The organism is Streptomyces sp. NPDC085927 (assembly GCF_044540975.1).
GTDB classification, from domain to species: domain Bacteria; phylum Actinomycetota; class Actinomycetes; order Streptomycetales; family Streptomycetaceae; genus Streptomyces; species Streptomyces hirsutus.
The window spans coordinates 1,026,295-1,049,161 of sequence record NZ_JBITSN010000001.1; the positions used below are offsets into that span (position 1 = coordinate 1,026,295).

Consider the following 22,867-nt stretch of genomic DNA (forward strand, 5'->3'; position numbering starts at 1 on the left):
GTCTAACGTTCCTCGTCGTCGGCCTCGGTCCGGGATCCGGACCGAGGCCGATGTACGGTGCCCACCCAGGTGCCGTACAGGCCGCCCATGGCGACGACGACGATCGCCAGGGACTCCGTCGGTACACCGATGAGAAGCAGACCGACGACCGTCAGCAGGACAGCGACGAAGGCCAGCAGATCGGTCAGCCGCTGGGGGCGGTTCATTGGTCCTCCACGGGGTGGTGTCCCCGGACGGCCGGTCCGTCCGGGGACACCAGCCTCGTCCGCCGAAACGTTGTCCTCCTCCCTTGATTCCGAACATGCTGATCAGGGGTATTACCCCGGCGCACAATGGGCGTTGTCCGCGGACAACGGACAAGCGGACGGTTGCGGGGGGACATGGACGCACAGGACCACGTCGGTACGCGGGGCGGCACAAGCGGGAAGCCCCCGGCGCGGCCCGGCCGCAAGTTCGGCCCGTTGCGGGACCGTTCACAGGAGTACAACGCCCTGGCCCGCTTCCTGCGCAAGCGGATGGAGGAGGCCGGCCTCACTGTGGCCGAGCTGATGGATGCGACCGGCTTGCGCACATCGGCGATCAGCGAGCGGCTGGCGGGTGCCAAGCTCGATGCGGAGTTCGTGGATGCCGTGGTCGTGGCATGCACTCAGTCGCATGAACTGTTGCCGAGGCGGGCCCGGTTGCGGAAGAAGGCGACCGAGCTGCTGCAGACGGCCGAGGAGCGGAGCACACCGGTACCCGACCTGACGCGGCAGCCGAAGGCCGTCCGCACCGTGGTGGAAAAGTCCCAGGAGGAACTCCTGGACGTGTACCGGGAACTGCGCCGCAAGAGCGATGAACTGGAGGTTCTCTCCCGGGTCCAGCAGCAGTCCCGGCTGGCACTGAGCGAGGCAACGGAACTCAACTCGGCCCTGTCCGCCTGGGTTGTCGTACTCGCCAACGAGGTCGAAGAACTCACCTTGGAAAAGGAGTTGGCGATGACCTCGCAGCCTTTGGATCCGGCTCGTCTGGCGACCGTGGACACCGAGTTGGCGAGTGTGGTCGAACGGCACGGCCGTACGGCGACAACCCTGGCGAGAGCCGAGCAGGACCGCAGGCTCGCCACTGAACTACTGGCGGAGGCGTTCACCCGGACCCGGCGCGTGCGGAAGGAGGTGCGACACCTGCGGGAGGCGGCGGCACTGCCCGTGGCGGACGGTGCGCTCCCCGGACCACGGGCGAAGCAGGACGCCACGCCCCTGGCCCCCTTCGGTGACGATGTCGATGCCGCTCTCGCCCGCGCCGAAGCGGTCAGCCGGCGCATCTCCGACCGCCTGAGCGGAGCTCTGACGGGCCTGGACCCAGACGCAGAGACCCGGCGGCTGCCCGAGGATCCGGCCACGGACAACGCGGACAACGCGGTGACCGGCGCGAACGGCGCGGACAACGGGCCGTTGTGGAACGACGTGACCGACGTGCCCACGCCGACGTTCCTGTGGGCCGAACAAACGGCCCTCGTCCTCCTGCGGGACCGCGATCCGCACGACCCGCGTTTCCCTGACATCGCGGCGCGCCGGCCGGCACGGGAGGTCGTGCTCCTGGCGGACCGCCTCATCGATCACCACTGGTGGGAAGGGGCGGTCCGGCTGTGCATGACGTTGGCCAGGTCACTCGCGCCGGAGGAACTCGCCCGGCTGGTCCTCGTCCTGTTGAACGCCGAGGACGCGGAGGAACCCACCAAGCTCGGCGCGCAGATGCTGCACGAGGCACTGTGGAACCGGCCTCCGGCGGATGTTGCCGCTCTGTACCGCCTCATGCCGTACCACCAGAGGGAAGCACCCGATGTCGTACGCAGGGCGTTTCGCGTCGCGGCACGACGCCCCTACGCGGACGTCGTGCTCATGGTGCGGGAGTTGCTCACGACGGCACCGCGCCATCTGCACGGTGACAGCGTGTTGCTCCAGGCGATCGTCCATCACAGACCGTCCGCGGAAGTCGCGGACCTCGTCACGGAGCTGAAGGGCGTGGGGGGCCACGGAATCGACTTCGCGGTCTTCAGCGCCCTTCCCGTTCCGCCGGCCGGCCACACCGAGTTGCTGGTACGCCTGCGTGCCGTCCTGGGCCCGGGGCCGTTCGCGGAGATGCTGCCGGGCCTCTACCAGGAATCGTCCCCTGGCCTGGTCTCCCACATCGCGGAGTTGCACGGGCCCTGGCCGAAGGATCTGGCCGTCGCGGCCGAGACCCTCAGGGCGGAGGCCATGCCGTTGATCATTCGCGGGACGACACTGGGGTGGCTCGAATACGCGAGGAGGGCGCTGGAACGGCGCGGCCTCTCCTACGACGAGATCTTCGCACCGTACGCGGCCCTCTTCCCCCACATGCCCACACCACCGGCCGACTAGCGGCCGGCCCGGGCCCGGCCGTCCCCCGCGCACGAGGCCGGAGGGCCTGTGGAGGCGCCCTCCGGCGGCATCATCGTGGAACCCGTCCGGTCACGGCGCCGGACGCTTCCGCGGGCCGAGCCGGACCCGCAGGCGACCGACAGGGTCCGCAACCACCGCAAGGTCCGGTCCCGGGGCGGCCGTCAGGGCGCCCCGCGTCAACGAGCGGCGTTCAGCTTCCGCGCCACCTCGACGGCCCAGTAGGTGAGGATGTTCTGCGCGCCGGCCCGCTTGATGCCGGTCAGGGACTCCAGGACCGCCCGGTCCCGGTCGATCCAGCCCTTCTCGGCGGCGGCCTCGATCATCGCGTACTCGCCGGAGATCTGGTACGCGGCGACGGGCACGTCCACGGCGTCGGCGACCTTGGCGAGGATGTCGAGGTAGGGCCCGGCCGGCTTGACCATCACCATGTCGGCGCCCTCCTCGAGGTCGAGCGCCAGCTCACGCATCGACTCACGGATGTTGGCGGGGTCCTGCTGGTACGTCTTGCGGTCGCCCTTGAGCGACGAGCCGACGGCCTCGCGGAAGGGCCCGTAGAAGGCGGAGGCGTACTTGGCGGTGTAGGCGAGGATCGCGACGTCCTCGCGGCCGATCTGGTCGAGGGCGTCACGGATGACGCCGATCTGTCCGTCCATCATCCCGCTGGGCCCGACGACGTGGGCGCCCGCGTCGGCCTGGACCTGCGCCATCTCGGCGTACCGCTCGAGGGTGGCGTCGTTGTCGACGCGGCCCCGGTCGTCCAGGACTCCGCAGTGCCCGTGGTCCGTCGTCTCGTCGAGGCACAGGTCGGACATGACGAGCAGGTCGTCCCCGACCTCGGCCCGTACGTCCCGCAGGGCGACCTGGAGGATGCCGTCCGGGTCGGTGCCGGGGGTGCCCAGGGCGTCCTTCTTGGACTCCTCGGGCACGCCGAACAGCATGATCCCGGAGATCCCGGCCGCCACGGCCTCCGCGGCCGCCTTCTTCAGGGTGTCCCGGGTGTGCTGCACCACGCCCGGCATCGCCTCGATCGGCACCGGCTCGCCCACCCCCTCGCGCACGAAGGCGGGGAGGATGAAGTCGGCGGGGTGCAGCCGGGTCTCGGCCACCATCCGGCGCAGGGCGGGGGTGGTCCGCAGACGCCGGGGCCGGGTGCCGGGAAAAGATCCGTACGTCGTCATGCCTCCCACGCTACGCCCGCCCGCCCGCTGCCTTTACCGACGGCCGGTCGGCCCGGGCCCCGGGGTCCGGGGCCCGCCGCCCCGCCGTCAGCGCGGTTCGAGGACGCCGGGTGCCAGCCCCAGCTCGGACTCGGCGAGGGTGCGGACCATGTGGGCGACCGGGGCGGCACGGTGCTCGGCACTGGTGTTGATGTAGGCGCTGGTCCCGTCGATCGCGACGAGGATGCGTACGGCCGCCGCCCAGGGGTCGTCGCAGCGGAAGTCTCCCGTCTCCACCCCGGCGGCGACGACCCGCTCGATGCGCCGGCACCAGAGCAGCTCCTGCTCGACGACGTGATCGCGGAGCACGGGACGGTAGCGCGACAGGTGCCGGGCGTTGAGCCAGAGCTTGCTGATGTTGTCGAAGTCGGCGCTGGAGGAGAGGGCGAAGAAGCGGCGGAGGGTGCGTATCGGGGTGCCGGGTCCGGTGCCTCCGGGCGCGGCCCCGGTGTCGGCGGCCTCCTCCGGGTCCGGGAGGAGGCCGTCGAGTTCCGCCATGGTGGCGCTGGTGAAGGCCTCGGCCACGAGTTTGTCGGCGGCCGGGAAGTAGTGACCGACGAGACCGGACTGCACGCCCAGCTCGTCGGCGACCCGGCGCAGGGTGATGCACTCCAGTCCTTCGGTGAGCCCGATCCGCGCGGCGGTGGTGACGATCTCGTTGCGGCGCTCGGCCGGCGCCTTGCGCACTCGCTTGCCCGTACCCCTTGACGTCATACGGGGAATGTTATTGAGTGTGCGACCAATCAGGTAATTGGCCAGGCGCCCAATAGCTGCCCACCGGCAGTCGGCCCCTCCCCTCCCCGGTCGAGCCGCCCCTCCGGCACGCACCACTGTCAGGAGCAGCACATGAACGACTCTCGCACCGACGCCGGTGACCTCGCCGAATACGGCTATCAGCAGGAACTGAAGCGCACTCTGTCCCCGTGGGCCGTGTTCGCGATCGGGTTCGCGACCATCTCCCCCGTCGTCGGCATCTACGCGGTCGTCCAGCTCGGGTTCGTCTTCGCGGGCCCCGCGTGGATCTGGGCGGTCGTCGTGGCCGCGCTCGGCCAGCTCCTGGTCGCCACGGTCTACGCCGAGCTGTCCTCCCAGTTCCCGATGACGGGCGGCGTCTACCAGTGGGTGCGCAGGCTGGGCGGGCCGCGCCTGGGCTGGCTGACCGGCTGGATCTACCTCGCCTCCGCGATCGCCTCGCTGACCACGGTGGCCTACCTGGGCGCGAGCTGGCTGTACATGCTCTTCGCCGACGGAACCCCGTCGGCGGCGGCCCACGTACTCCTCGGCGTGGTCTTCATCGCCGTGGCGCTCGGGATCAACCTCCTCGGCGTCAACCCGGTGAAGCACTTCCTCAACGCGGGGATCATCGCCGAGGGCGTCGCCTCCATCGCCATCAGCGTGATCCTGCTGGTGTTCATGCGCAACAACGGCTTCGGCATGCTGTTCGAGAGCCTGGGGGCCGAGGACGTCTCCGGCGGTTCCGTCCTGGCCGGCTTCCTGACCTGTCTCGCGGTGGCCGGCTGGGCGTTCCTCGGCTTCGACGCGACCACGCAGGTCGCGGAGGAGACCGAGCGGCCGCGGCGCAGCGTGCCGCGGGCGCTGCTGCGCGCCTACCTGTTCGTCGCGTTCACCGTGCTGCTGACCGGCATCGCCGTGACGCTCTCCCTGCGCCGGCCCGAGGACGCCGTGGCCGGCGAGATCGCGGACCCCGTGTTCGCCGCGGTGACGGAGGGCCTCGGCGACTGGAGTGCGAAGCCGTTCGTCCTCGTCGTCCTGATCGCGTTCATCGCGTGCGCCATCTCGATCCAGACGTACATCGGCCGGGCCGTGTTCGCGTTCGCCCGCGACCGGCAGCTGCCCTTCTCCCCGACCCTCGCCACCGTCGGCGCACGCCAGATCCCGTACGTCTCGCTCATCGTGACGGCCGTGCTCGCCGCCCTGGGGCTCCTGCTCGGGCTGAACGGCAACGCCGCGGCGACCCTGATCTCGTTCGGCTCCGGCGGCTTCTACTTCATCTTCCTCACCGTCGCGGTCGTGGCGCTCGTCGCCCGGCTGAAGGGCCGGTGGAACCCTGCCGCCGGGCAGCTGCGGCTGGGCAGGACGGGCCTGGTGATCAACGTGCTGGCTGTGGTGTGGCTGCTCTTCGAGGCCGTCAACATCGCCTGGCCGCGCGCCGAGCTCGCCCCGGTCGGCGGCAGCTGGGTCCAGGTCTGGGCCGTGATCCTGGTCTTCTCCGTGCTGTTCGCCATCGGCCTCGTCTACGTCGCGGTCGCCAAGCCCCACACCAAACTCGCCGGGAACCCGGCCAAGGAAGAGGTGAAGGTCCCGTGACTCCCGCGACCCCCGCGGCCTCCGTGCCCCCCGCGAACCGACCGGGCCCGTCGAGCCCCTCCGCTCCGCCCTCCGCTCCGTCTTCCGCTCTGTCCTCCGCCGTCGTCTTCGACCCGGAGTCGGGGCTGGGGTCGCGCGAGGTGGCGCTGCGGTCCGCCGGGCCGGGCGAGGTGGAGATCGAGGTGCGCGCGGCCGGCGTGTGCCACTCGGACCTGCACATCGTGACGGGCGACTGGCCCACCGACCGCCCGCTCGTCCTCGGCCACGAGGCGGCCGGGGTGGTCACCGGCGTCGGCGCCGGCGTCACCTCCGTACGGCCCGGCGACCATGTCGTCCTGTCCTGGTTCGCGCCGTGCCGCCGCTGCCGCAAGTGCGTGGCCGGAACGGCGTGGCTGTGCACCGGCACCAAGGCGGTCGAGAACACGCTCCCCGACGGGGGCACCCCGTTCACCGACTCCCGGGGCGAGGCGGTGTGGCCGTATCTGGGCCTGGGCGCGTTCACGAACCGGCTGGTCGTGCCCGAGACCGCGGCGGTGAAGGTCCCCGAGGAGCTGCCGTTCGGCATCGGCGCCCTCCTCGGCTGCTCCATCACGACCGGCATCGGCGCGGTCATGAACACCGCCCGGGTCCGCCCCGGCGAGTCCGCGGTCGTCATCGGTACGGGCGGGGTGGGACTCAGCGTGGTGATGGGTCTGCACCTGGTCGGGGCCGACCCCGTCGTCGCCGTCGACCTCTCCCCCGAACGCCTCGCCGTGGCGAAGCGGTTCGGCGCCACCCACACCCTCGACGGGGCCGGGACGGACGTCGCGGCCTGGTGCCGGGAGGAACTCGGCGGCGTGGAGTTCGCCTTCGAGGCGATCGGCAACCCCACCGTCATCGAGACCCTGCCCGCGATGCTCGCCCCGGGCGGGGCCGCGGTCCTGGTCGGCATGGCCCCCGCCGGCGCGACGGGTTCGTTCGACCTGTTTGACCTCGCCGACCAGGGGAAACGTATCCTCGGCTGTAACTACGGCTCCAGCATCGGGGAGATCGACATCCCGAAGCTGGCCCGCCTCTACCTGGCGGGCAGGCTCCCGCTGGACGATCTGATCGGCACCACCCGCCCCCTCTCCGAAGCGGGGGCCGCCTTCGAGGACCTCAGGTCGAACACGGGAGTGCGGACCATCCTCGAACCCTGAGCCGGGTACCGGGCCGGTCCCCACAACCGAAGACGTCCCCCGTCCCGCCCCCGACCGTCTCCAGGAGATCCGATGTACGCCGTCACCGACCCCACCACCGGCGAAGTCGCCGAGCTCTACCCGACCGCCAGTGACGCCGAGGTCGAGGCGGCACTGACCGCCGCCACCCACGCGGCCACCACGTGGGGCCGCGGGAGCACCGTGGCCGAGCGCGCGGCGCTGCTGCGCAGGATCGGCGACCTGCACCAGGAGCACAGCGAGGAGCTGGCGGCGAGCATCGTGCGCGAGATGGGCAAGCCGCTCGCGGAGGCCGAGGGCGAGGTCGGCTTCTGCGTCGACATCTACCACTACTACGCCGACCACGCCGAGGAGTTCCTCGCCGACGAACCGCTCGACGTCACCTCCGGCCCCGGCAGCGCCGTCGTCCGGCGCAGCCCGCTGGGCGTCCTGCTGGGCATCATGCCGTGGAACTTCCCGGCCTACCAGGTGGCCCGGTTCGCCGCCCCGAACCTCGCCATCGGCAACACCGTCGTGCTCAAGCACGCCCCGCAGTGCCCGGCCACGGCGGCGCTGCTGGAGCGGCTGTTCACGAAGGCCGGCTTCCCGGAGGGCGCGTACGTCAACGTCTACGCGACCAACGAGCAGATCGCCGGCGTGATCGCCGACCCGCGCGTGCAGGGCGTCTCGCTCACCGGCTCGGAGCGGGCCGGATCGGCCGTCGCGGAGATCGCCGGGCGCCACCTGAAGAAGGTCGTGCTGGAGCTGGGCGGCTCCGACCCGTTCATCGTGCTGTCCACGGACGACCTGGACGCGGTCGTCGACTCCGCGGTCGCCGCGCGCCTCGACAACACGGGTCAGGCGTGCAACGCGGCCAAGCGGTTCGTCGTCGTCCAGGACCTCTACGACGCGTTCGTGGAGAAGTTCACCGCCCGCCTGCTGGCCGGCGCGACCGGCGCACCCCTGTCCTCGGTGGCGGCGGCCGAGAACCTGGGCCGCCAGGTGGACGCGGCGGTCGCCGAGGGCGCCACGCTGCACACCGAGGGCGAGCGCCACGGCGCGTACTTCCCGGCCGGCGTCCTCACCGGTCTCACCACCGACCACGCGGCCGCCCGGCAGGAGCTCTTCGGCCCGGTCGCCATGGTCTTCCCGGCCGCCGACGAGGACGACGCCCTGCGCATCGCCAACGACACGCCGTACGGTCTCGGCTCCTACCTCTTCACCACGGACCCCGCCCAGGCCGAACGCGTCGCCGACCGCATCGAGGCCGGCATGGTCTTCGTGAACGGCGTCGGCGCCGAGGGCGCGGAACTCCCCTTCGGCGGCATCAAGCGCTCCGGCTTCGGCCGCGAACTCGGCCGCCCGGGCACCGAGGAATTCGTCAACAAGAAGCTCATCCGCACGGTGGCCTAGCCGGGCTGTCAGCCGTGGGCCCGGGGCCGCAACGGGCAGACGGCCCAGGAGAAGCGCCGTGATCGCGCCGGTCCGACGTGCGTGGCCGTGCTTCGTGGCGCCCCTGAGCTTCTCCCGCTGTGCGGGGTGGGCCCGTCGCAGGGCGGGCCCGGGGAACGCCGGAGGGCGTGTCACGGCCGGCTGCCGTGACACGCCCTCGGGACGGTGAATCAGCGCTGGTGGCGGTCGCGGTCGTTACCGCGATCGTTGCCACGGTCGCGGTCGTGGCCACGATCGCGGTCGTGGCCACGGTCCCGGTCGTGGCCGCGGTCGTTGCCACGGTCCCGGTCGTGGCCGCGGCCACGCCCCCAGCTCTCGGTGTCGACGACCGAGCCCCGGCGGTTCGACAGGGTGGCCCGGTCGGAGCGGTTGTCCCAGATGTGCTCGCGGCGGTCCTGGTAGACGTCATGGCGGGTGTCACGGCCGAGTCCCGTGTGCACCTTGACCGTCGAGCGGCCGTTCAATCGCAGGTGGCGGAAGGTGTACTTGTCTCCCTCGCTGTTGCGCAGGGTCCAGCCCTTCAGGTCGACGCTCTGGCGGGACCGGTTGGTGATGTTCACCCACTCGCCGTTCAGCGAACGGTTGCTGCGGGTGTCCGGGCCGGGAGCGTTGTACTGGACGTCGCTGATGACGACCTGCTGACGGTCGGGGCCCCTGTCCTGGCCGGCGGACGCCGGCAGGGCGGCGGCCGCCACGACGGAACCGGTCACCAGGGCGACAGCGGTCAGACGGCGAACGGCGGAAGAAGCAGACACGTGGTCCCCTTCGCATTCGTGCGCCGGCCCACCCGGCGTAGGGACGGGCGGCGCTCTCCGAGTGGTACGTCCCGGCTGACTGCCGAGGTCCCACACTCTGCCGCCGTAGCGGGCTCTTTCGTAGGAAGTCACCGCACTGGAGACGTAATGCGGACATGTCCGCAATACTCGGTTGCCAGATGCACACATATCATTCGATTACAGAGTTCGAATCGATGCGTCACACATCGACCCGTGGCCTGTCCGGGTCCGTCGTAGTTCAGCCAGGGTCGCGCCTTGGTGCGCCACCACGCACGCCACCCCGACGTTCACCCGGAAGTGGGTAACAGGGCCGACGGGGCACCGGGGGGTGGAGGCCTTCCCTTCACCCGGTTCCGCAGGGGCAGGAGCGGCGTGCGTCGCCGGACCGATCCGATCCCGGGCTGCGGCCCCGGTGCCGAAGAGCGCGCCTCGTCCGGAGACGTCGAATGAGCGCTGAAGGACGTGAGCACAGGAGGCACGCCGAGGCACCGCGCCATGGTGAGGAGGGCTTGCCCACCCGCGGGGACGATCGAGGCGGCGACGAGGACCGGCGAGAAAGCGCTGTGAGAGGAATGCAAAAAGGCAAGGAGGCGAACCCACTCCTTGCCACTCTCAACGTATAGCGCACCGGGGGGCTTGCGGCAAGGCCCCCGGCATGGCGCAGAATCGCTCCTCGTGAAGCCGACTAACCACCCGACCATCAGCCCTGCCGGCGTGTTCGATCTCCCCGAGCGTCTTTCCGCGAAGGCCGACCCGAAGCTGATCGCCGGCGACGAGGCGCACTTCGTGGCCATCGCGGAGAGCCTGGAGCAGGCGATCGCCGAGCTGTCCGACCTCCGTGACGCCACGCTCAGGGCACCCGGCGGCGTGGGGCGGGAGGCGATGGACCGGGACCTGGAGGTGCACCGGCTGTCCGCCCGCCTGCGCGCCCTGCGCCGCTTCGGTCTGGACCTGTGCCTGGGGCACATCGTGAGCGCGGACGACCCCGAACCCGTGTACATCGGACGCCTCGGCCTCACCGACAGCACGGGCCGCCGCCTGCTGCTCGACTGGCGCTCCCCCGCGGCGGAGCCGTTCTTCGCCGCCACCCACGCCGATCCGATGGGGCTGGCGAGCCGCCGCAGGTACCGCTGGACCGGCGGCCGGATCAGCGACTACTGGGACGAGGTGTTCACCGCCGACGGCCTGGAAGGACATGCCGCCGCGCTCGACGACCACTCCGCCTTCGTCGCCAGTCTGGGCGGCGACCGGTCGGCCCGGATGCGGGACGTGCTCGGCACCATCCAGGCCGACCAGGACGCCATCATCCGCGCGGGTTCACGCGGCGCCCTGGTCGTCGACGGCGGCCCGGGGACGGGCAAGACCGTCGTCGCCCTGCACCGCTCCGCGTACCTGCTCTACTCCGACCCCCGCCTCGGTCACCGACGGGGCGGGGTGCTGTTCGTCGGCCCGCACCAGCCGTACCTGGCGTACGTCGCCGACGTCCTGCCCAGCCTCGGCGAGGAGGGCGTGCAGACCTGCACACTGCGCGACCTCGTCCCCGAGGGGGCCGGGGCGGCGGCCGAGACCGACCCGGAGGTGGCCCGCCTGAAGTCGTCCGCGGACATGGTGAGGGCGATCGAGACGGCCGTACGGTTCTACGAGGACCCGCCCGCCCGGGGCATGACGGTGACCACCCCCTGGGCCTCCGTCCCCCTGACCGCCGAGGACTGGGCCGAGGCGTTCCGGGCCCCGGAGCCCGGCACCCCGCACAACGAGGCGCGCGAGCAGATCTGGGACGAGCTGGTCACGATCCTCGGGGACAAGCACGACGGCGAGCTCCCGCCCAGCCTGTTCCAGCGAGCCCTGCGCAGCAACCACGAGCTGGTCACCACCCTCAACAACGCCTGGCCGCTCCTCGAACCCACCGACGTCGTCTCCGACCTGTGGTCGGTCCCCGCCTACCTGCGCATGTGCGCCCCCTGGCTCGGCCCCGACGAGGTCAAGCGCCTGCGGCGCGAGGGCGAGGACGCCCAGTCCTGGACGGTGTCCGACCTACCCCTCCTGGACGCGGCCAGGCAGCGGCTCGGTGACCCGAAGTCGTCCCTGCGCAAGCGCCGCCACGACGCCTCCGTCGCCGCCCAGCGCGAACGCATGGCCGGTGTCATCGACAACGTCATCGCCTCCGACGGCGACGGCGAGGGCGCGGTGACGATGCTGCACGGCCAGGACCTGCGGGACAGTCTGATCGACAGGAGTGCCCTGCCCACGGCCGAACCGGACGTGCTCGCGGGCCCGTTCGCCCACGTCGTGGTGGACGAGGCCCAGGAACTCACCGACGCGGAATGGCAGATGCTGCTCCTGCGCTGCCCGTCCCGCAGCTTCACCATCGTCGGGGACCGCGCCCAGGCCCGGCACGGTTTCACGGAGTCGTGGCAGGAACGGCTCGAACGGGTCGGCCTCGACCGGATCGACGTCGCCTCCCTGAACATCAACTACCGCACCCCGCAGGAGGTGATGACGGAGGCCGAGCCGGTCATCCGCGCCGCCCTCCCGGACGCCAACGTCCCGACCTCCATCCGCAGCAACGGCCTCCCCGTCGTCCACGGCCCGGTCTCCGACCTGGAGACGATCCTCGACACCTGGCTCGCCGAGCACTCCGACGGCAACGGAGTCGCCTGCGTCATCGGCGACCCCACGTTCCGGGGCACGTCCCGCGTCCGGTCCCTGACCCCGGCACTGTCGAAGGGCCTGGAGTTCGACCTGGTCGTCCTCGTCGACCCGGACAGGTTCGGCGAGGGCATCGAGGGAGCGGTCGACCGCTATGTGGCGATGACCCGGGCGACCCAGCGACTGGTCGTCCTCACCAGCGGCTGACGGGCCGTCGGGGACCGGACCGCGAACACGGGTACGGAACCCGGGGCCGACACCCGCCCCGGGCTCCGTACGTGGACCTGTACCTGGTCCCGGCGAGGCCGGTCAGGACACGTACAGCTTCTTCGGAATCGGGTAGCTGGACCGGTACGACTTGAGCTGACGGGCGTCGGCCGGCTTGAGCTTGATGCAGCCCAGCGACTTGTAGTCGCCGTTTCCGTCCCAACGGGTCGGTTCGGTCCTGCCCTGCTTGCCGTTCGACTTCATCTCACTGTGGATGAACAACTCGGTGCGCTTGGCCTTCTTGCCCTTGCACCACTTGTCCTCCAGCTTCCAGACGTGGCCGTTGATCGTGCCCGCGAAGTTGTTCTTGAAGTACTCGATCTTGTAGGTGCCGTTCGGCAGCCAGCCGACGCTCTTCTTGCAGGCGTCCTGACCGTACTTGCTCTTCGCGTTCTTCTTGGTTCCCAGACCGGAGCCGGCCCGCCAGGTCTTGACGGTCCAGCTGCGGTTCTTGTCGGCGTTGACCTGCTGGACGTAGATGAGGGAGAGACGGGAGTTGGACGGATCCTTCTTGTTCTTCTTGTACGACAGGTACGTGTGGCTCTTGGCCGCGGCGGCCTGCACGGTCGCGGCCTGTGTGCCGGCCGTTGCCCGCGGCGCCTCCTGCGCGGTGGCCGCGACGGCGGGGAGGGCCGGAAGGGCGGTGGCGAACACGGCCGCCGTCGCGAGCGCGGCGACTCGGGCCGGAGTACGGGTGGGCTTCCTGACGGACGTCTGCATGAGCGTTCCTCTCCGGGTGGGCGCCTCCAGGGCGGAGGCGCTGCGGCGGTCCCAGGGGACCGGCCGACCACCAGTCCAACAGCGCCCGCAGTTGTTCAGCAGGCCCCTTCCGTGCAGGTGAACAAAGTGGTGGGCCGTCACCGAGAGGCTGAAACGCCGCTTGCCGCTGTTGCGCGGGGCCCCTAACGTGACCGCCGCGCAGGGCAATTGCCGTGTGCATGCAGTGACGGGGGCAGGGAACATGGGGCGTCCTGAAACGCCGGTCGATCCGGCGGCGGGGCCGGTGCAGCAGTTCGCGTACGCGCTGCGGAAGCTGCGGCGCGAGGCCGGCGGCATCAGCTACCGGGAGATGTCCCGCCGTGCGCACTACTCGGTGACGGCCCTCTCGCAGGCCGCGTCCGGCGATCAACTGCCCTCCCTGCCCCTGACCCTGGCCTATGTGAAGGCGTGCGGCGGAGCCGAGGACGAGTGGGAGCGGCGCTGGAACGCGGTCGATTCCGAGCTGGCGGCGACCGTCCGCGAGGACGACGCCGAACCGCCCTACCAGGGACTGGCCCGCTTCGAACCGAGTGACCACGAACGGTTCTTCGGGCGCGACGAACTCGTCGGCGAACTCGCGCGGACGGTCGCCGTACACCGTTTCACAGCGGTGTTCGGTCCCTCGGGCAGCGGCAAGTCGTCGCTGCTGCGCGCCGGCCTCGTCCCGAGGCTGCGCGGCGGCGCCTCCGCTTTCCGGTTGGCCGCCATCCGGCTCCTGGCGCCGGGAGAACACCCGTTGGACACCCACGCCGCGGTGCTCGGACCCCCGGCCGGGAGCGGACCCCACCCCCCGGACACCCTCCTGGTCGTGGACCAGTTCGAGGAGGTGTTCACCCTCTGCCGGGACCAGGCCGAACGCACCGCCTTCATCGACCTGCTGCTGCGCGCGAGGGATCCGGACAGCGGACTGCGGGTCGTCATCGCGGTCCGTGCCGACTTCTACGGCCGCTGCGCCGAACACCGTGAGCTGGCAAGGGCCTTGCGCGAGGCGAGCGTCCTGGTGGGCCCCATGAACGCCGCGGAACTGCGGCAGGTGGTCGTCGGTCCGGCCAAGACGGCGGGTCTGATCGTCGAACGGGCGCTCACCGCACGGCTGGTGCGGGAGGTCGAGGACCGGCCCGGCGGGCTGCCGCTGCTGTCGCACGTCCTGCGGGAGACCTGGTTGCGCCGCCAGGGCCGTACGCTGACCGAGGACGCGTACCGCGCGGCGGGCGGACTGGACGGAGCCGTCGCGCAGACCGCGGAGGACGTGTTCACCCGGCTGCCTCCCGGGCAGGCGGCGCTGGCCCGGCCGCTGCTGCTGCGGCTGATCGCCCCCGGCGACGGCTCCCCGGACACCCGCAGACCCGTGCCCCGGGCCGAACTCGACATCGCCGGCACCGACGACGTCGACGAGGTCCTCGACCGCCTGGCCCGCGCCCGACTGCTGACCCTGGACGACGACACCGTCACGCTGGCCCACGAGGCGCTGATCACGGCATGGCCCCGGCTCAGCGGGTGGATCGACGAGGACCGGGAACGGCTTCGGGCGCACCGCAGGCTGACCGAGGCCGCCCGGGTGTGGCTGGACCTGGACGAGGACGACGGCGCCCTCTACCGGGGAGCGCGGCTGGTCACCGCCGAGGAGATCTTCCGGTCGCCGGGCCTCGCCGGCGTCGGCCCCGCCCCCGCCCTGACGCCCGCCGAGGACGCCTTCCTCACCGCCTCACTGGCGGGCCGGACCCGGTCACGCCGCCGTCGGCACGTCCTCCTCGCGACGCTCTGCGCCCTGCTGGCACTGGCCCTGGTCGCCGGTGCGACGGCCTGGCAGCAGAGCCGTACCAGCGAGGCCCGGCGGATCGAGGCGGAGGCGGGACGGCTGGCCGTCGTGGCCACCGGCCTGCGCAGCACCGATCCGCAGCGGGCACGGCGTCTGAGTGTCGCCGCCTGGCGCCTGGCGTCCACCCCCGAGACCCGCTCCGCGCTCCTCGGCGCGCTCGGGCAGCGGGAGCGGGACGTCTTCGTCGTCCCGGACGACACCGGCACCGCGTCGCCCGGCGGCACCGGGGACCCGTCCGCGGCCGATGCCGCTCCCGCCCCCTCCCCGGACGCCGACCGCTTCCTGTCGGCGGACGGCCGCACGCTCCTGTCCGTGTCCGCCCGCGGTGTCACCTCATGGGACGTGACCGCGCACCGCCGCACCGGCATCCGCCCCCTGCCCGGCGCCGACTTCCCCGACGCCGAGGTGACCACGTGGACCGTCGCCGGCCCGGACAACCGCACCGTGGCGCTCCTGGAGAACGACGGGATCCGCCTGTGGGACGTGCGTGGAGGCCGCTTCACGGGCAGGCTGGCCACCGCCCCGCCCCTGTCGGCGGCCTTCGGCCCGGACGGCCGCACGCTCCTCGTCGAGGGCTGGGACGAGAAGCACGTGGGGGAATCCCTGTTCGAGGTGTGGGACATACCGCGCGAACGGCGGCTGCTCACCCTGCCCGGCGGCGAGAGGGCGATGCTGGAGAACACCGCCGTGAGTCCCGACGGGCGCCTCATCACCGCGTGCACCGGCGAGCGGCTCGTGATCCGCCACCTCCGCGAGCAGGGCGGACGCCCGTTGCGGTGGCCCGGCAGCGTTCCCTGCGCGCGGAGCAGCCACGCCTTCACTCCCGACGGCCGCACCGTCGCGTTCACCACCGAGGACGGTTTCCACCTCGTCGACGCGCGTACCGGCCGCACGAAGCAGCATGTCTCCGCACCGGAGTTGGCCGAGTTCCGCTTCAGCCCCGACGGCCGGTTCCTGCTGGGTGTCTCCCTGACCGACGAGATCCTGCTGTGGCGGCTCGCCGCGCCCGAATCGCCCGCACTGCGCTACGTGCCCTCGGGCGAAAGCCCCACCGACGTACGCCTCGACGTCGACGGCCGGGCGATCCGCTACCTCTCCGCGGGCGGGACGACGGTCCGTACCCTCTCCCTCGACGACATCCTCACGTCCGGCCGGCGCGGGAGCGCCGTCGACAGCGCCCGGTGGAGCCCGGACGGACAGTCGCTGGCCGTCGCCGAGTCCGGCGGCGAGCACCCCGCGTACCTGCTGGCGGACGCCCGTGGACGGGAGACCGCCCGCCTGCCGGGCACCCCGTGCCCGCCGGTCCCCCGGGAGGAGACCGACAGCCTCCCGGTGTTCGACTTCGGCGCCGAGGAGGAGGTGATCGGAGCAGCGGATTCGGGGGTGCCGGTCGACTGCGTCGACCACCTCGCCTTCGGCGCCGACGGCCGCCGCCTCGTCTACGGCGCCCTGCCGCAGACGCCCGAATCGCACACGACACCGCAGCGCGTCACCGTGTGGGACGTCCGCGAACGACGTGCCGTCACCACGATCGACCTCGCACGCGGCACCACTCCGGGGAAGGACGACGAGATGCCGTCGGAGGTCACCGGCCTGGCGATCACCGCCGACGGCCGCACCCTCGCCGTGTCCCGCAGTGGCGAACGCAGCGTCCTCGAACTCTGGGACGTCCGCCGCGGGACCCGGCTGCGCACGCTGTCCGGTTTCTCGGGACCCGGCCCCCTCTGGCACCCGGACGGCACCACCGTCGTCTCCCGGGGCGGCTCGGTGGCCGACGTGCCCTCGGGCACGGTCCGTGACCTGGTGCTCAGCGGTGAGGAGGTCACGGCACTCGCCTTCAGCCGCACCGGCGACCGGCTGGCCGTCGGCGACGAACTGGGCCGCGTCACCGTCTGGAACGGCACACTGCGCGAACGGATCGACACCGTCGCCGCACTGGACTCCACTCCGAGCGGAGAATACGACGAGGCCGTCAGCGCCCTCGCCTTCTCACCGGACGGCAGGACCCTGGCAGTGGGGGGCGACAACGGAACCGTTCAGTTGTGGGACGCCGCCTCCCGGCGCCTCACCGGCACCCCGCTGCCCACCCCGGGTGAAACGGTGTTCTCCCTCACCTTCGACGCCTCGGGCGACCGGCTCCGCACCACGACCGGGCACCTGCGCGCGCACACCACGGACCTGGCTCCCGACCGTGTGGCCGACCGCCTGTGCGCGTCTCTCAAGTCGGGCCTGTCGCAGGCCGAATGGCGCTCCTACCTCCCCACCGTCCCCTACCGGCGCACCTGCTGACCCCGCAGCCCACCGCGCGGACGGCACAGCCCGGAGCCACAGATCCGGGGCCCGCCCGTCCGCGCGTGCGGCAGCACGGCAATCGCGGCACAGTCCTCCGGGCTCCGGTGCGCGGAAGACCCGCCCGTCGGCGGTCCGCTCCCGCACCCGGGCCAGGTAGCCGCAGGCCTCCAACTCCCGCAGCGCGAAGGCGATCCGGTCCCGCCCCTCGGGGAAGCGCTCGGCGAGCGTCCGGATGTCGATGGGCGACCCTTCCGGCAGCGACAGGATGTACACGGCCAGCCCGATCGCGGTGAGCGACAGCGCGCGGTGCTGGGCGAGGTGGTTGCCGACGATCGAGTACCGGTCGGATGGGTACTCACGTACGTGCGTGACACCGGAGGGGGTGGCGGTGCGCCGAAGACCCTGACTCGGGAGCACGGCGGCGTTAGGCTTCATCACAGCCATGGGGAAGGGTCGACTTCCTTGTTGGTCAGGCCCTCGCACTGGGATTGCAGTCCCGGCGGGGGCCGAAGTGTGTGTGGAGTGGTACGAGGCCGAGACTGCCCGCCCGACCAGCCAACACGCCGGCCAAACCGTCCCGTTTCACCCACTCGAGTGATGCTCACGAGGTTTGGGTTGGTTGGGAGGGTTCTTTCCCCGAGTTCTTTGGTTCTTTTAGCCGCCCGCCACCCCGACGCACGGCTCACCGGGTCCCGTGTTCCCGGGCGTCGGCGGGCTCCTGCCCGGCATGCCGATGCGAAGACCGCATGTCAGTGCGAGCGGCTACGGTACGCCCGTGAACGAGTTGACCGGTGACGACCGCCGCCTTCCGCCCGCCCTCGCCGACGTGGCCCGCGCCGGGTTCGACTACGACGACGGGAACGGAATCGACTTCGAGCCCTACGAGGCCTTCTGCCCGGCCGAGGAGACCACCGACCGGCTGCGCCAGTGGACCGGGAACCCCGAGCTCGACGGCGACGCCTACCGGCTGTTCGGCCAGGACGGCACCGGCGGCCTCGCGGCCCTCTGGTACGGGCGGCCCGGTCGCCCCCTGGCCGAGCAGCCCGTGGTGTTCATGGGCTCGGAGGGCGAGTGCGGTGTGGTGGCCGGGAACCTGTCCGACTTCCTGTGGGTGCTGGCCGACGGCTGCGGGCCTTTTGAGGCCGTGATGTACGGGGCCGACGAGTCACGCCCCGACGCGGCCCTCACCGCACTCGCCGAACGCCACGCCACCACCCCCCGGCGGCCGGCGCGCGACATCCTCGCCGAGGCCCGCGCCGAGTTCCCGACCTTCACCGAGGACATCGACGCCCTCTGCGGCTGAGGTCACCGGAGGCGGCCGAGTTCCAGCTCGGCCCACACGGTCTTGCACGGGAACGGCCCCGGCAGCACACCCCAGTCGTCGGCCGACTCCTCGACCAGCAGCAGGCCGTAGCCCGACTCGGCGGGCTCCGGCGAGGCGCTCCCGCGCGCGGGTGCCTTCTCGCCCCTGGGGTCGGTCACCTCGATGCGCAGCACCCCGTGCGCGGTGACGGTGAGGGTGAGCCGGAAGCCCCGGCCGGGGACACGGCCGTGCACGACGGCGTTCGTGGCGAGTTCGGTGACGATCAGCCGAGCCGGGTCCAACGGCAGCCCCCAGGCGCCCAGTTGCTCGGCGGCGAGCAGGCGGGCGAGACGGGCGCCCCGGCGGGTGGCGGAGAGCGGCACGGTGAACTGGTGCAGCGGGGTGTACGGTGCGACGGTTTCATGATTCATGTCACCCAGCGTGTTCAGCCGCGTGCCCGCTGTGAAGGAGAGCGGCCCGTGCGACCGGCGGCTGTCCGTGGTGTGCCCGGTCCCGTCCGGGCTGCCCGGCGGGGCGGTGGGCGGCGCGGGGCACTCGCCCTCAGGGCGACGGCAGGGACAGGCAGGGAAACCGCGGGTGCCGTAGGTGCTGCCCGCCGTCGTGGACGCACAGGGTGAAGGTCTCCGGTCCCGGCCGTCCGGCCGAGTCGTAGACGTCGAGAACCCGCTCGACGCTCTCCCACAGCCTGAGCGGCCCGCCCTCCCGCACCCGCCAGCCACCGTCGCCGTCCGGGGTCAGCGTGGCGGCCGATCCGCTGACCACGTCGACCAGGTGCACGATGTCTCCGACGGTGGTCAGTTGCGCGTCGGGCACCGCGCTCTGCACGAGGAAGCGCAGGTGGAAGGCCTCCTCGGTCGCGGCGGTGACCCGCTCGGGACCGTGCCGGGCGATCCGCGGCCTTCCCGGCAGCCCGGCCGCCCAGTGGGCGGGGTTGCCGAACGCCGGCGCCGCGTGCGCACGGGCCGGCATGAAGGAGACGGTGCCGCCCAGCAGACGTCCCTCGGCAGTGCCGCCCCCGGCGACCGTGAGCAGCACGCGGGCGTACCCGTAGAGCCAGCCGGAGAGCGTCAGGAGGATCTTGCCTCCCGGCCGGGTCTGGGCGACCAGGGCCGGCGGCACGGCCCGGAAGGAGCAGGCCGCCACGACCCGGTCGAACCGCGCCTCGGGCCAGTACCCGTACAGCCCGTCCGCGACCGCGAGCGTCGGCGCGTAACCGCAGGCGTGCAGCGCGCTCGCGGCCCGCTCCAGCCGGCGCGGGTCCACCTCGATGCTCGTGACGCCGCCGGAACCGAGGCGTTCGCAGGCGAGCGCGGTCGAGTAGCCCGTCCCCGTGCCGATCTCCAGCACCGTGTGCCCTTCGCGGACATCGGCGTCGGCCCACATCCGCAGCACGAGCGAGGGCAGGGTGGAGGACGAGGTCGGGGCCCCTCCGTACCGCTCGGCCGGGTTTCCCCAGTCGGGTTCCTCACCGTCGAACTGCGTGATGAGCGTGGTGTCGGAGTACGCGGCGGCCAGCCAACGCCCGTGGTCGAGCGCGGCGGTGACCGGCTGCCACAGGGTCAGCCCCTGCCCGTCGCACTCCTCGCCGGGCAGGTAGAAGCCGGGCACGAACCGGTGCCGGGGCACCGTCTCCACGGCCGCCCGCCATGCCGGATCGTCCAGCGATCCGCGTGCGGCGAGGTCCTCCGCCATGACTGCGCGCAGCCGTGCAGCATCGGTTTCGAGGTCGGCGGGCATCGTCATGGACGGCCCTCTCTTTCCACGGTGAGGAGGTCGGCGAACGCCTCGGTGATGTCCTCGGCGTCGGGGAGCCATCCCCACTGCCCGTTCGGGTTGCACTCGATCGCCGTCCAGTGTTCCGGGTCGTCCCCGTCACCGGTGAGCGCGAAGTCGAAGCAGCCGAAGAGCAGACCGAACGAGCTGAGGTAGGTGTGCAGCGCCGCCTCGATGGGCGGCGGCACGGTGATGGGTGCGTGGAGCAGGGCGCCCCAGTCGCCCCGGCGCCAGTCCAGCGCGCCGTCGGGTGCGGCGATCTGCTGGGCGAAGACCCGGCGGCCGACCACGGTGACGCGTACGTCACCGGTCTTGGGGATCTCGGCCTGGAACAGGTGGGCGGTCACGGCGAGCGTGTCGTCGAAGGTCTCCGGGTCGACCCGCTGGGTCCAGATCGCTCCGGTGCGCCCGTCGTCGGCGGCGGGCAGGCCGCGGAACGTCTTGCAGACAACGGGGCCGTACGAGGCGGTGAACTCCTCTGCGGCGTTACGGTCGTTGGTGATCAGCGTCGGGGAGATTCCCAACCCGAGCCCGGCGAACCTCCGGAGCTGGGTGGGCTTGAACTCCGCACGGGCAACCGCGGCCGGATGGTTGACGTACCGGGCGCCGGGCAGGTCGTTCAGGACACCGCCGAGCCCGTGTCTCGCCTCGGCGGCGGCGAAGTCCCGCTGCTGCCGGGTCAGATGCGCGAACCGGGTGCCGTACGGAGTGGGGCGGCGGTAGTACACCGCCGCCACCTCCCCCGCCTCCACCTCCCGGCTCGCCGTACGCAGCCACCCACTCCACGCCGAACGGTCCGCGTCGATACGGAAGCCGAACGTCAGGGCGGGCCCGATGTCGGCGGGGTCGACGCGGACGACGGGCACCCCGCGCTCGTTCAACGCGGCGACGACCCGGTCCGCGGTGACGTCCTCCAGCGCGGTGACGACCAGGACGGTGGAGGCCATCGGTCAGTCCGACTCGTAGTCGGTGGTGCTGTCGTCCTGCTTCTGGGACTGCGGGCCGTTCCCGTCGCCGCCCCCGGACACGGACGCGGTGCCGGTCGTCCTCGACGTCCCGTGCTTGCCCATCTCGACCGGCCGCCCGGCCGCGTCGGTGTAGCGGGCGGTCTGCGTGACGGGGTCGAGCGTCACCGTCGCGTACGGCGACGGCCCGGCCGGCAGCCGGTCGGTGACCAGGCGCAGCGCCCAGGGGGCCTCGGGGGTGAGCGTCGTCATGGGGTGTCCCTTCTCTGCGGTGTGGAGTTTCCCTGATCCACATCACCCAGTGTGCTCACGCGCGCATTCTGAGTGAAGACGGGTGGAGCGTACGGCTGGTGGCTGTACGTGACTGCCCGGTTTCCGTCCGGGCTGCCGGGGGTGACCGGGTGGGGACGGCCGGAGTTGGTCCGGGGAAGGGCGCGCGACGGGAGGACGACGGGCATGAACGAGTGGGAAGCGGGACTGGACGACGAAGAGGCCGGGGCCGTAATGCGGACGGTCGTACGGCAGTTGAAGCTGTGGCGGGAGGCAGCCGGCCTGACCCAGGCGGAGTTCGGGGCGGCGATCCAGTACGGGGAGGAACTGGTCTCCTCGGTGGAGCGGGGGCGGCGGATCCCCAGGCCGGAGTACCTGGACGCGGCGGACGAGGTGCTGGGCGCGGGCGGCAAGATCGCCGCGATGAAGAGGGACGTGGCGGAGGCCCGGTACCCGAAGAAGGTGCGGGACGTGAAGCGCCTGGAGGCGGAAGCCGTCGAAATCTGCTCCTACAACAACTCGGTCATCGACGGGCTGTTGCAGACCGAGGCATACGCGCGGGCCGTGTTCGGCTCCCGGCGACCGCAATTCACAGAAGAAGAGTTGGAACAGCGGGTAGCCGCTCGCCTGGATCGACAGGAGATCTTCTGCGCCCCAACAACCCGCCCACTCTTCAGCTTTGTGCTGTGCGAAGCGACGCTGCGTCGTTTGATCGGGGGCAAGATGGTGATGCGCAACCAGCTCGAACGGCTGTCGGAAGTGGCCCGGCTACGGAACGTCGACCTACAGGTGTTGCCTCTGAGCCGGGAGGAGAACTCAGGCCTCGGCGGCCCCTTCCGACTGCTCAAGCTCAAGGACGGAGCGGCCGTGGGTCTGAACGAAGTCCAGCTCACCAACCGCGTGATCACCGACCCGAAAGAGACCACGATCCTCGACATGCGCTATGGGATCATCCGGGCGCAGGCTCTCACACCACGGGAGTCGCTGGCCTTCATCGAGAAAGTGCTGGGAGAGTCATGACCCTCAAGCCCTCTGACGGAGCCGATGGCAAGCTGGAGTGGATAAAGAGCAGCTACAGCTCGGACGACGGTCCGTCCTGCGTCGAGGTCGCCACCACTCCGGCAACCATCCATGTGCGCGACTCCAAGAATCCGAACGGGCCCCGCCTCGCCCTTGCCCCCACCACCTGGACGACCTTCCTGCCGTACGCGTTCGGGCACTGACGGAGTGCACATACGCGGCCCGCACCCGAGTTCACGGGTGCGGGCCACCTCTGCGTGTCAGCCGGCGACCGGAGCCGCCTCCACCGCCGGGCCCTCGCCCCGGGCCTGCTGCAAAGTCTCCGCGATCGCGGCGAACTCCTCCGGTGCGATCTGAAAGGTCCTCGAGGATCTCGGTG

General features: G+C 71.6%; 18 protein-coding genes. 9 read left to right on the forward strand and 9 right to left on the reverse strand.

Annotation, left to right across the window (positions count from 1 at the left end):
- Positions 1-2: 2 nt before the first annotated feature.
- The gene (locus ACIF80_RS04740; RefSeq protein WP_399799255.1) at positions 3-206 is read right to left on the reverse strand and encodes a hypothetical protein; all 204 of its coding nucleotides are present in this window, start codon (positions 204-206) and stop codon (positions 3-5) included.
- A gap of 174 nt (positions 207-380) precedes the next feature.
- On the opposite strand from ACIF80_RS04740, the gene ACIF80_RS04745 reads away from it, so the two are divergent.
- Positions 381-2,381 carry a hypothetical protein gene (locus ACIF80_RS04745; protein WP_399799257.1) on the forward strand — a complete coding sequence of 667 codons (2,001 nt, stop codon included), beginning with the start codon at positions 381-383 and terminating at the stop codon, positions 2,379-2,381.
- A gap of 197 nt (positions 2,382-2,578) precedes the next feature.
- On the opposite strand, the gene hemB is transcribed toward ACIF80_RS04745, so the two are convergent.
- Both hemB and ACIF80_RS04755 read right to left on the reverse strand, forming a co-directional pair.
- Entirely contained in the window at positions 2,579-3,580 is a 1,002-nt protein-coding gene (hemB, locus tag ACIF80_RS04750; protein WP_399799260.1) for a porphobilinogen synthase, read from the reverse strand.
- An 87-nt stretch (positions 3,581-3,667) separates the two neighbouring features.
- Positions 3,668-4,333: a TetR/AcrR family transcriptional regulator gene (locus ACIF80_RS04755; protein ID WP_399799263.1), complete on the reverse strand. Its 666-nt coding sequence runs from the start codon at positions 4,331-4,333 to the stop codon at positions 3,668-3,670.
- Between the two features lie 132 nt (positions 4,334-4,465).
- On the opposite strand from ACIF80_RS04755, the gene ACIF80_RS04760 reads away from it, so the two are divergent.
- From ACIF80_RS04760 to ACIF80_RS04770, 3 genes are all read left to right on the forward strand, one after another.
- Complete coding sequence (locus ACIF80_RS04760; protein WP_399799265.1) at positions 4,466-5,947, forward strand: APC family permease; 1,482 nt, start codon at positions 4,466-4,468, stop codon at positions 5,945-5,947.
- A complete protein-coding gene (locus ACIF80_RS04765) occupies positions 5,944-7,125 on the forward strand; it encodes an alcohol dehydrogenase catalytic domain-containing protein (RefSeq protein ID WP_399799267.1) in 1,182 nt (393 codons plus the stop codon). Before ACIF80_RS04760 ends, ACIF80_RS04765 begins: the two co-directional genes overlap by 4 nt.
- A 72-nt stretch (positions 7,126-7,197) precedes the next feature.
- Positions 7,198-8,535 carry an NAD-dependent succinate-semialdehyde dehydrogenase gene (locus ACIF80_RS04770; RefSeq protein ID WP_399799270.1) on the forward strand — a complete coding sequence of 446 codons (1,338 nt, stop codon included), beginning with the start codon at positions 7,198-7,200 and terminating at the stop codon, positions 8,533-8,535.
- Between the two features lie 209 nt (positions 8,536-8,744).
- Here ACIF80_RS04770 and ACIF80_RS04775 read toward each other — a convergent pair whose 3' ends face one another.
- Positions 8,745-9,329 carry a lamin tail domain-containing protein gene (locus ACIF80_RS04775; protein ID WP_399799273.1) on the reverse strand — a complete coding sequence of 195 codons (585 nt, stop codon included), beginning with the start codon at positions 9,327-9,329 and terminating at the stop codon, positions 8,745-8,747.
- 696 nt (positions 9,330-10,025) lie between these two features.
- On the opposite strand from ACIF80_RS04775, the gene helR reads away from it, so the two are divergent.
- On the forward strand, positions 10,026-12,206 hold the full coding sequence (gene helR / locus ACIF80_RS04780) for an RNA polymerase recycling motor ATPase HelR (protein ID WP_399799275.1): 2,181 nt from the start codon (positions 10,026-10,028) through the stop codon (positions 12,204-12,206).
- Positions 12,207-12,308: 102 nt separating this feature from the next.
- On the opposite strand, the gene ACIF80_RS04785 is transcribed toward helR, so the two are convergent.
- Positions 12,309-12,986 carry a hypothetical protein gene (locus ACIF80_RS04785; RefSeq protein ID WP_399799276.1) on the reverse strand — a complete coding sequence of 226 codons (678 nt, stop codon included), beginning with the start codon at positions 12,984-12,986 and terminating at the stop codon, positions 12,309-12,311.
- Between the two features lie 241 nt (positions 12,987-13,227).
- On the opposite strand from ACIF80_RS04785, the gene ACIF80_RS04790 reads away from it, so the two are divergent.
- Entirely contained in the window at positions 13,228-17,133 is a 3,906-nt protein-coding gene (locus ACIF80_RS04790; protein WP_399799278.1) for a DNA-binding protein, read from the forward strand.
- A gap of 778 nt (positions 17,134-17,911) precedes the next feature.
- A complete protein-coding gene (locus tag ACIF80_RS04795; RefSeq protein WP_399799281.1) occupies positions 17,912-18,439 on the forward strand; it encodes an SMI1/KNR4 family protein in 528 nt (175 codons plus the stop codon).
- 2 nt (positions 18,440-18,441) lie between these two features.
- Here the strand turns inward: ACIF80_RS04795 and ACIF80_RS04800 are convergent, their stop codons facing one another.
- From ACIF80_RS04800 to ACIF80_RS04815, 4 genes are all read right to left on the reverse strand, one after another.
- Complete coding sequence (locus ACIF80_RS04800) at positions 18,442-18,870, reverse strand: ATP-binding protein (RefSeq protein ID WP_399799283.1); 429 nt, start codon at positions 18,868-18,870, stop codon at positions 18,442-18,444.
- Between the two features lie 130 nt (positions 18,871-19,000).
- Positions 19,001-20,203 (reverse strand): ATP-grasp peptide maturase system methyltransferase, encoded by a 1,203-nt coding sequence (gene tgmC / locus ACIF80_RS04805; RefSeq protein ID WP_399799286.1) that lies wholly within the window; start codon positions 20,201-20,203, stop codon positions 19,001-19,003.
- Positions 20,200-21,180, reverse strand: coding sequence for an ATP-grasp ribosomal peptide maturase (gene tgmB, locus ACIF80_RS04810; protein WP_399799287.1), 981 nt, complete (start codon positions 21,178-21,180; stop codon positions 20,200-20,202). Before tgmB ends, tgmC begins: the two co-directional genes overlap by 4 nt.
- 3 nt (positions 21,181-21,183) lie before the next feature.
- Positions 21,184-21,450, reverse strand: coding sequence for a putative ATP-grasp-modified RiPP (locus ACIF80_RS04815; protein WP_399799289.1), 267 nt, complete (start codon positions 21,448-21,450; stop codon positions 21,184-21,186).
- A gap of 204 nt (positions 21,451-21,654) precedes the next feature.
- On the opposite strand from ACIF80_RS04815, the gene ACIF80_RS04820 reads away from it, so the two are divergent.
- The gene (locus tag ACIF80_RS04820) at positions 21,655-22,488 is read left to right on the forward strand and encodes a helix-turn-helix transcriptional regulator (RefSeq protein ID WP_399799291.1); all 834 of its coding nucleotides are present in this window, start codon (positions 21,655-21,657) and stop codon (positions 22,486-22,488) included.
- Positions 22,485-22,691 (forward strand): DUF397 domain-containing protein, encoded by a 207-nt coding sequence (locus ACIF80_RS04825; RefSeq protein ID WP_399799294.1) that lies wholly within the window; start codon positions 22,485-22,487, stop codon positions 22,689-22,691. Before ACIF80_RS04820 ends, ACIF80_RS04825 begins: the two co-directional genes overlap by 4 nt.
- Positions 22,692-22,867 lie beyond the last annotated feature (176 nt).